The organism is Streptococcus sp. 3874 (genome assembly GCF_013276425.1).
Lineage (GTDB): Bacteria > Bacillota > Bacilli > Lactobacillales > Streptococcaceae > Streptococcus > Streptococcus pseudopneumoniae.
Genome location: NZ_VMLA01000073.1, coordinates 1 through 9,539 on the forward strand (window position 1 = coordinate 1; position 9,539 = coordinate 9,539).

Annotated in this window: 8 protein-coding genes and 2 pseudogenes; 8 read left to right on the top strand and 2 right to left on the bottom strand. The window is 41.5% G+C overall.

Features of this window, described 5'->3' with window-relative positions:
- The coding region (locus HT703_RS07680) for a hypothetical protein (RefSeq protein WP_172930011.1) at window positions 1-184 on the top strand (184 nt) is incomplete at its 5' end.
- 28 nt (window positions 185-212) lie between these two features.
- Here the strand turns inward: HT703_RS07680 and HT703_RS07685 are convergent.
- Window positions 213-908: a VIT family protein gene (locus tag HT703_RS07685; RefSeq protein WP_054393134.1), complete on the bottom strand. Its 696-nt coding sequence runs from the start codon at window positions 906-908 to the stop codon at window positions 213-215.
- Window positions 909-1,616: 708 nt separating this feature from the next.
- On the opposite strand from HT703_RS07685, the gene HT703_RS07690 reads away from it, so the two are divergent.
- Genes HT703_RS07690 through aguB form a run of 6 tightly spaced genes read left to right on the top strand, consistent with a single transcriptional unit; the run spans window position 1,617 to window position 8,288 of the window.
- Window positions 1,617-3,077 carry an aminotransferase class I/II-fold pyridoxal phosphate-dependent enzyme gene (locus tag HT703_RS07690; RefSeq protein ID WP_023934025.1) on the top strand — a complete coding sequence of 487 codons (1,461 nt, stop codon included), beginning with the start codon at window positions 1,617-1,619 and terminating at the stop codon, window positions 3,075-3,077.
- The gene (gene speE / locus HT703_RS07695; protein WP_000366717.1) at window positions 3,078-3,938 is read left to right on the top strand and encodes a polyamine aminopropyltransferase; all 861 of its coding nucleotides are present in this window, start codon (window positions 3,078-3,080) and stop codon (window positions 3,936-3,938) included.
- Window positions 3,935-5,194 (top strand): saccharopine dehydrogenase family protein, encoded by a 1,260-nt coding sequence (locus HT703_RS07700; protein WP_050208464.1) that lies wholly within the window; start codon window positions 3,935-3,937, stop codon window positions 5,192-5,194. The genes speE and HT703_RS07700 overlap by 4 nt, the downstream gene beginning before the upstream one ends.
- Window positions 5,194-6,321, top strand: coding sequence for a carboxynorspermidine decarboxylase (nspC, locus tag HT703_RS07705; RefSeq protein WP_172930012.1), 1,128 nt, complete (start codon window positions 5,194-5,196; stop codon window positions 6,319-6,321). The genes HT703_RS07700 and nspC overlap by 1 nt, the downstream gene beginning before the upstream one ends.
- A complete protein-coding gene (gene aguA / locus HT703_RS07710; protein ID WP_138707879.1) occupies window positions 6,318-7,403 on the top strand; it encodes an agmatine deiminase in 1,086 nt (361 codons plus the stop codon). The genes nspC and aguA overlap by 4 nt, the downstream gene beginning before the upstream one ends.
- Window positions 7,404-7,412: 9 nt before the next feature.
- A complete protein-coding gene (gene aguB, locus HT703_RS07715) occupies window positions 7,413-8,288 on the top strand; it encodes an N-carbamoylputrescine amidase (RefSeq protein WP_050208470.1) in 876 nt (291 codons plus the stop codon).
- 145 nt (window positions 8,289-8,433) lie between these two features.
- Here the strand turns inward: aguB and HT703_RS07720 are convergent.
- Window positions 8,434-9,232 (bottom strand): annotated as a pseudogene (locus tag HT703_RS07720) (IS5 family transposase); the annotation flags it as partial.
- A 130-nt stretch (window positions 9,233-9,362) separates the two neighbouring features.
- Between HT703_RS07720 and HT703_RS07725 the strand changes: the two are divergent.
- A pseudogene (locus HT703_RS07725) lies at window positions 9,363-9,502 on the top strand (IS630 transposase-related protein); the annotation flags it as partial.
- Window positions 9,503-9,539: the final 37 nt, after the last annotated feature.

The following is a 9,539-nucleotide window of genomic DNA, read 5'->3' on the forward strand; positions in this document are numbered from 1 at the left end:
AGATAGAACTGACGAAGTCAGCTCAAAACACTGTTTTGAGGTTGCAGATAGAACTGACGAAGTCAGCTCAAAACACTGTTTTGAGGTTGCAGATAGAACTGACGAAGTCAGCTCAAAACACCGTTTTGAGGTTGCAGATAGAACTGACGAAGTCAGTAACATATATACGGCAAGGCGAAGCTGACGTGGTTTGAAGAGATTTTCGAAGAGTATTAAATGCTGAAAAGTTGTCCTAGCAGAAAGGTAACTCCCATGGTTAAAAGACCAATAGCTAGGTTCCGAATCATAGCTGTTTTGGTTGGGGCTTTTCCAAGTTTGGCACTAGTGTAGCCAGTGAGAAGAAGGGCCACACCGACGATAAGGACAGTAGCAGGGATGCGGTAATCACTTGGGAAAATGGTCACTGACAGCATTGGTGATAAGCTACCAAGGAAAAAAGAAATAAAGCTAGAGATAGCAGCATGCCAAGGATTGGTAAACTCTTCATACTCAATACCGTATTTTTCCTCTACCAAAGCCTTGAGCGGATTATTTAAAAAGGCCTTGTTGGTCAAGAGTTGGGCAGAGGTTTCACATTCTCCATTTTGGATATAGGCAACATAAAGGGACTTTTTGGCTAGTTCCATATCTTGGTCTAGCAAGAGTTTTTCTCGCGAAACGGCAGCTTCTTCGGTATCTTTTGGAGTTGAAACGGATACATATTCTCCACCAGCCATTGAAAAGGCACCAGCTAAGATAGCCGCAAACCCTGATAAAAAGATAATCCAGATATTGGTCGTGGCACTGGCAACTCCGATAACCACACCAGCAATGGAAATAATTCCATTGTTAGCATCAAGAACACCCGCACGCAGGATATTTAAACGACCTGCAAAATTTGAATCAATTTTGTGATTTGTTTCTGACATACTAATCTCCTTTTTATCCAGTATAAAGGAAAAATATAGGGAAATCAATCTTTTAAAAGTATCTGAAAAAAGTTGCACGATTTTAATGATATAAAAATGTCGACATCTTTTCTGATAGATCAAACACCGAAGGTAAAGAGTATAGAATAGCATAAAAATTTTAAATTAAATACGATAAACATTTTGTTCACTTTATAATCGTTTACAAGAAAATAAGTAGTATTAAATCAAATAAAATCCAAATATTTTGCGAACTTTTTATATTTTTTTCGTAAACCGCTTTACAAGTTCTTAAAAACATGATATAGTAATAAAGCTTAGAAAATGAGATGATGTTTTCTAGCAAATATAAACCCAAGTAAAAAATGCCTACGGACAGGCAGGGTTGAATGCCGAAGCGTGGTTGAAAAGCCACATTATTGATAGGGTTAAAAGCCTACTTTTATAAGTTGATGTTAGGACGTTTGTCCTAATTCATAAATTTTTAGTGTGGTGAAAGCACACGTCATCTTGTGAAACGATCAATAAAGTACGTAATATTTGCTACTAGAGAGTTAGGAAACATCAGGAACAGACATACTCAACAGAAACCAAAATAAACACGTCAGAAGATTGCAGAGCAGGTGAAATCCTGCTCTTTTTTCATGAGTCAACCTTTAGTCGCCTTTATCTTCTTGAGGCACTAAAAATACGGTAAAGGAGTAAGTCTTGAAGAAGTTAGATCAAACCCAAGCCCCAATTTATGAGGCCTTGGTGAAGTTACGCAAGAAACGGATTGTTCCCTTTGATGTTCCAGGTCACAAGCGTGGACGGGGAAATCCAGAACTTGTCGAACTGTTAGGTGAAAAATGTGTTGGCATTGATGTCAATTCGATGAAACCCTTGGATAATTTAGGGCATCCTATTTCGATTATTCGAGACGCGGAGGAGCTGGGGGCAGATGCTTTTGGAGCTAGCCATGCCTTTCTCATGATTGGAGGAACAACTTCATCGGTGCAGACTATGATTCTGTCAACCTGCAAGGCAGGAGATAAGATTATTCTGCCACGTAATGTCCACAAATCTGCTATTAATGCGCTGGTTCTGTGTGGTGCTATTCCCATCTATATCGAGATGAGTGTAGATACTAAGATTGGTATCGCTTTAGGTCTTGAAAATGACCGAGTAGCCAAAGCCATAAAGGACCATCCAGATGCCAAGGCCATTTTGATTAACAATCCTACTTACTATGGAATCTGTTCAGACCTAAAGGGGTTGACAAAAATGGCTCATGAAGCTGGTATGATGGTTTTGGTAGATGAGGCCCACGGAGCGCATTTGCATTTCACTGATAAACTTCCAATTTCTGCTATGGATGCAGGAGCTGATATGGCAGCAGTCTCCATGCATAAGTCTGGTGGGAGTTTGACCCAAAGTTCGCTTCTTTTAATCGGGGAGCAGATGAATCCTGAATATGTCCGTCAGATCATCAATCTTACTCAGTCAACATCCGCCTCTTACTTGTTGATGGCTAGTTTGGATATTTCACGTCGCAACTTGGCCCTTCGTGGTAAAGAGTCGTTTGAGAAGGTCATTGAACTGTCTGAGTATGCTCGCCGTGAAATCAATGCCATCGGTGGCTACTATGCCTACTCAAAAGAGTTAATAGATGGTGTGTCGGTCTGTGATTTTGATGTAACCAAGTTGTCAGTTTACACTCAGGGTATTGGCTTAACAGGTATTGAGGTTTACGACCTCCTACGAGACGAATATGATATTCAGATTGAGTTTGGTGATATTGGCAATATCTTGGCCTATATTTCGATTGGTGACCGCATCCAAGACATCGAGCGCTTGGTCGGTGCTTTGGCTGACATCAAGAGACTATACTCACGAGATGGGAAGGACTTGATAGCTGGAGAATATATCCAGCCCGAGTTGGTGTTATCTCCTCAGGAAGCCTTCTATTCAGAGAGAAAAAGTTTGACCTTGGATGAATCTGTTGGACAGATCTGTGGAGAATTTGTCATGTGCTATCCTCCAGGGATTCCTATCTTGGCTCCTGGCGAACGCATTACACGAGAAATTGTCGACTATATCCAATTTGCCAAGGAACGTGGTTGCTCCCTCCAAGGGACGGAAGATCCAGAGGTCAATCACATCAACGTCATTAAGAGAAAGGAGAAATAGATGGATTTATGGTTTTCTGAAGTTCATACTCCAGATGTCAAATTGTCTCTGAGAACAGCCAAGCAACTTTACGCTGGAAAAAGTGAATGGCAGGATATCGAAGTCTTGGATACGCCAGCTTTTGGGAAAATACTGATTTTAAATGGCCATGTCTTGTTCTCAGATGCGGATGATTTCGTCTACAATGAAATGACCGTTCACGTTCCCATGGCTGTCCACCCAAATCCAAAGAAAGTATTGGTTATTGGGGGTGGTGACGGCGGTGTTGCCCAAGTATTAACACTCTATCCTGAACTGGAACAAATCGATATCGTGGAACCGGATGAGATGTTGGTCGAGGTCTGTCGTGAGTATTTCCCAGACTTTGCTGCAGGGCTAGATGATCCTCGTGTTACCATTTACTACCAAAATGGGCTACGCTTTTTGCGAAACTGCGAAGATGATTACGATATTATCATCAACGATGCGACAGATCCATTTGGCCATACGGAAGGACTCTTTACCAAGGAATTCTACGGCAATAGTTATCGAGCTCTGAAGGAAGACGGCATCATGATTTACCAGCATGGGAGTCCCTTCTTTGACGAGGATGAGTCGGCCTGCCGAAGCATGCACCGCAAGGTCAATCAAGCCTTTCCAATCAGTCGGGTTTATCAGGCCCATATTCCAACTAGCCCAGCTGGCTATTGGTTGTTTGGATTTGCATCGAAAAAATACCACCCTGTCAAAGATTTTGACAAGGAAGGTTGGAAAAAACGCCAGCTTTTCACAGAATACTACACTGCAAACTTACACGTGGGATCCTTTATGTTGCCCAAGTATGTTGAGGACATTTTAGAAGAAGAGGAAGGAAAAAAATGAGTCGTTTACTAGTTATTGGTTGTGGGGGCGTTGCCCAAGTTGCTATTTCAAAGATTTGTCAAGATAGCGAAACATTTACAGAGATTATGATTGCTAGCCGTACCAAGTCAAAATGCGATGACTTGAAAGCGAAGCTAGAAGGCAAAACAAGTACTAAAATTGAAACTGCAGCACTTGATGCTGACAAGGTTGAAGAAGTGATTGCCCTGATTGAAAGCTACAAACCAGAAGCTGTTTTGAATGTAGCTCTGCCTTATCAAGATTTAACCATTATGGATGCTTGTTTGGCAACAGGTGTTCACTATATCGATACAGCCAACTACGAAGCAGAAGACACAGAAGACCCTGAGTGGCGTGCTATCTACGAAAAACGTTGTAAGGAACTTGGTTTTACAGCCTACTTTGACTACTCATGGCAGTGGGCTTATCAAGAGAAATTCAAAGAAGCAGGCTTGACTGCTCTTCTTGGTTCTGGTTTTGACCCAGGTGTAACTAGTGTCTTTTCAGCTTATGCCCTCAAACACTATTTTGATGAAATCCATTATATCGACATTTTAGACTGTAATGGCGGTGACCACGGTTATCCATTTGCAACCAACTTTAATCCAGAAATTAATCTCCGTGAGGTTTCTGCGTCAGGTTCTTACTGGGAAGATGGGAAATGGGTCGAAGTCGAAGCTATGTCTATCAAGCGTGAGTATGATTTCCCTCAAGTTGGACAAAAAGATATGTATCTCCTTCACCATGAAGAAATTGAATCGCTGGCCAAGAACATTCCTGGAGTCAAACGCATTCGTTTCTTTATGACTTTTGGTCAATCTTACTTGACACATATGAAATGTCTTGAAAATGTAGGACTCCTTCGTACGGATACCATTAACTTCAATGGACAAGACATCGTTCCGATTCAATTCTTAAAAGCCTTGCTTCCAGCCCCTGCCAGTCTTGGGCCACGTACAGTCGGAAAAACCAATATTGGATGTATCTTTACAGGTGTCAAAGATGGCGTTGAAAAGACTATCTACATCTACAATGTTTGCGACCATCAAGAGTGCTATGCAGAAGTCGGGTCACAAGCAATTTCATACACGACAGGAGTTCCAGCCATGATTGGGACAAAATTAGTCATGAACGGAACTTGGAAACAAGCTGGAGTGTATAACCTTGAGGAGTTAGATCCAGATCCATTCATGGAAGCTTTGAATGAGTATGGTTTGCCATGGGTTGTGGTTGAAAATCCACAAATGGTGGACTAATGAAGTTAGAACAAGTACCAACACCAGCCTATGTTATTGACTTGGCCAAGTTAGAAGCTAATTGCCGCATTCTACAATATGTACAAGAAGAGGCCGGTTGCAAGGTCTTGCTTGCCCAGAAGGCATATTCCCTCTACAAAACTTATCCCTTGATTAGCCAGTATCTATCAGGTACGACAGCTAGTGGACTCTATGAGGCCAAATTGGCAAGGGAAGAATTTCCTGGTGAAGTCCATGTATTTGCGCCTGCTTTCAAGGATGCAGACTTGGAGGAATTGCTAGAGATAACGGACCATATCGTCTTTAACTCAGAGAGACAGTTGCGTAAACACGGTCCGCGTTGTCGAGAGGCTGGTGTCAGTGTTGGTTTGCGCCTCAACCCTCAGTGTTCAACTCAAGGAGATCACGCGCTCTATGACCCTTGTGCACCAGGTTCTCGCTTTGGAGTTACTATAGACAAGATTCCGAGTGATTTGCTAGATTTGGTTGACGGACTTCATTTTCATACCCTTTGCGAGCAGGGAGCAGATGATTTACAAACAACTTTGAAAACAGTAGAAGAACAGTTTGGTCCCTACTTACATGAGGTAAAATGGCTCAATATGGGTGGTGGTCATCATATTACAAGAGAAGGTTACGATGTGGATTTGCTGATTTCAGAAATCAAGCGTATCCGAAAAACTTACAATCTTGAAATCTATATCGAGCCTGGTGAAGCCATTGCGCTTAATGCGGGTTATTTAGCAACTGAGGTATTAGATATTGTAGAAAACGGTATGGAAATCTTGGTTTTAGACGCCTCTGCGACCTGCCATATGCCTGATGTACTTGAGATGCCCTATCGTCCACCTTTGAGAAATGGCTTTGAGGCACAGGAAAAAGCCCATACCTACAGACTTTCTTCTAATACCTGTCTGACGGGCGATGTGATTGGTGATTATAGTTTTGAAAATCCAGTCCAAATCGGAGACAGACTTTATTTTCAAGACATGGCCATTTATTCTTTTGTCAAAAATAATACCTTTAATGGTATTGGATTGCCAAGTCTCTATCTCATGGACGAACAGGGAGACTGTAGCTTACTCAAAGCTTTTGGCTATCAAGACTTTAAAGGGAGATTATCATGATGGACAGTCCAAAAAAATTAGGCTATCACATGCCAGCAGAGTACGAACCCCATCATGGTACCCTCATGATATGGCCGACTCGACCAGGATCATGGCCTTTTCAAGGAAAGGCTGCTAAAAGAGCATTTACTCAGATCATCGAGACCATAGCAGAAGGGGAAAGAGTCTATCTTTTGGTGGAGCAGGCCTATCTATCTGAAGCCCAATCCTATCTTGGAGACAAGGTTGTTTATTTAGACATTCCCACCAATGATGCCTGGGCGCGTGATACAGGTCCGACTATTCTTGTCAATGATGAAGGCCAGAAATTAGCCGTGGATTGGGCCTTCAATGCTTGGGGAGGCACCTATGATGGTCTTTATCAAGATTATGAAGAGGATGACCAAGTAGCCAGTCGTTTTGCTGAGGCCTTGGAAAGGCCTGTCTATGATGCTAAACCTTTTGTACTGGAAGGAGGCGCAATCCATAGCGATGGTCAAGGAACTATTCTCGTAACTGAAAGTTGCTTGCTTAGTCCTGGTCGCAATCCTAACTTGACTAAAGAGGAGATTGAAAACACATTATTAGAAAGTCTTGGTGCTGAAAAAGTTATTTGGCTTCCTTATGGTATTTATCAGGATGAAACCAATGAACACGTCGATAATGTTGCTGCCTTTGTTGGTCCTGCTGAGCTTGTTTTGGCTTGGACAGATGACGAAAATGATCCCCAGTATGCCATGTCAAAAGCAGATCTCGAATTCTTAGAGCAAGAAACAGATGCAAAAGGTCGTCACTTCACTATTCATAAACTTCCAATTCCAGCTCTTCATCAAGTTGTAACCGAAGAGGATTTGCCAGGCTACATCTATGAAGAAGGAGAAGAAGAGCGATACGCAGGTGAACGACTAGCAGCTTCCTACGTAAACTTTTATATTGCCAACAAGGCTGTCCTAGTTCCTCAGTTTCAAGATAAAAACGACCAAGTAGCCTTAGATATTCTCAGTGAGTGTTTCCCAGACCGTAAAGTTGTCGGAATTCCAGCCAGAGATATTCTCTTAGGTGGTGGCAATATCCACTGTATCACCCAACAAATCCCAGAATAGGAGAAAAAGATGAGAAATGTAAGAGTTGCAGCCATTCAGATGCAATGCGCCAAGGATGTGGCAACAAATATTCAAACAGCGGAGCGCTTAGTACGTCAGGCTACAGAACAAGGCGCTCAAATCATTCTCTTACCAGAGTTGTTTGAACGTCCCTATTTCTGTCAGGAACGTCAGTATGACTACTACCAGCATGCCCAGTCGGTGACAGACAATACAGCTATTCAGCATTTTAAAACCATTGCCAAGGAGCTAAAGGTCGTTTTACCAATCAGTTTCTATGAAAAAGATGGTAATGTCTTGTATAACTCTATTGCCGTCATTGATGCAGATGGTGAGGTGCTGGGTGTTTATCGAAAGACCCACATACCAGATGACCATTATTATCAAGAAAAATTTTATTTCACACCTGGCAACACAGGTTTCAAGGTCTGGGATACTCTCTATGCCAAGATCGGGATCGGTATCTGTTGGGATCAATGGTTCCCTGAAACAGCCCGCTGTCTTGCGTTAAATGGTGCTGAATTGCTCTTTTATCCTACAGCCATTGGTTCAGAGCCAATTTTAGATACGGATAGTTTTGGTCATTGGCAACGTACCATGCAAGGACACGCAGCAGCAAATATTGTTCCAGTCATCTCAGCCAATCGTTATGGATTGGAAGAGGTCACGCCTAGTGAGGAAAATGGCGGACAGAGTTCCAGTCTTGACTTCTACGGTTCCTCCTTTATGACGGATGAAACAGGAGCTATTCTAGAACGAGCTGAAAGACAAGAAGAAGCTGTTCTGTTAGCTACTTATGACCTAGACAAGGGAGCAAGTGAACGCCTAAACTGGGGCTTGTTTCGAGATAGAAGACCAGAAATGTATCAACGAATTACGGACTAGTAGGGGAGAAATGAGAGGTTCATTCTGCTAGACTAACTTCTTATTAGCAACTATAAGATACTATGGTATCTAGTAAATCGATTTTTATGATTCACTATTCTTTTATCTTGATTAGTCCGTATTTTATACTAGACTTCCTGCAAAACTAGAATCCTAGTTCATGATTGATAATACCAGCAATCAAATTCATTCGTAATCCGAAGCGTTTACGATGATTTCGATAGGTTGTTGAAAACATTTTAAACGTTTTTACTGTGGCAAAAATATTCTCAACCTTGCTGCTCTCCTTAGATAGTGCATGGTTACAGGCTTTGTCTTCAAGAGTTAATGGCTTAAGTTTACTTGATTTCCTCGGAGTTTGTGCTTGAGGATATATCTTCATGAGTCCTTGATAAGCACTGTCAGCCAAGATTTTACCAGCTTGTCCGATATTTCTGCGACTCATTTTGAACAACTTCATATCGTGACAATAGTTCACAGTGATCTCCAAAGAAATAATTCTCCCTTGACTTGTGACAATCGCTTGAGCCTTCATAGCGTGGCATTTCTTTTTACCAGAATCATTCTCTAATTGTTTTTTAAGGCGATGGATTTTTACTTCCGTCGCATCAATCATTACCGTGTCCTCAGAACTGAGAGGAGGTCTTGAAATCGTAAAACCACTTTGAACAAGAGTTACTTCAACCCATTGACTCCGATGGGTTAAGTTGCTTTCGTGGATACCAAAATCAGCCGCAATTTGTTCATAAGTTCGATATTCTCGCACATATTGAAGTCGCCATAAGAAGGTATTCTAGGCTTAGTTTAGGTTTTCGTCCCCCTTTTGCGTGTTTACCTTGATAAGCTGTTTTCAATACATCTAACATCTCTTCAAAAGTCGTGCGCTGAACAGCAACAAGGAGCTTAAATCGTGTATCAGTTAGTTGTTTACTTGCTTCATAATTTTATTGTATCATATTTTTGTTTCACAGGAAGTCTATTATATTTAAGGATATTTGAAAGCTGTATTTTAGAAAAACAATTATGGAGTTTTGATATTTTCTTAGTTTCAAACAAGCATGTTATAATAAAGCTATGGCATATAGTACAGATTTTAAACATCGAGAATTAGATTACATCAAAGAGGGGCACAGCCATGTCGAGGCAGCCAAGGTTTTTGATGTTGGCGTCAGAACTCTCTTCATGTGGGAAAAGAAAGACGTGAACAAGGACACTCATACTAAGCTAAAATAAAAAAGCATTATATAGTAG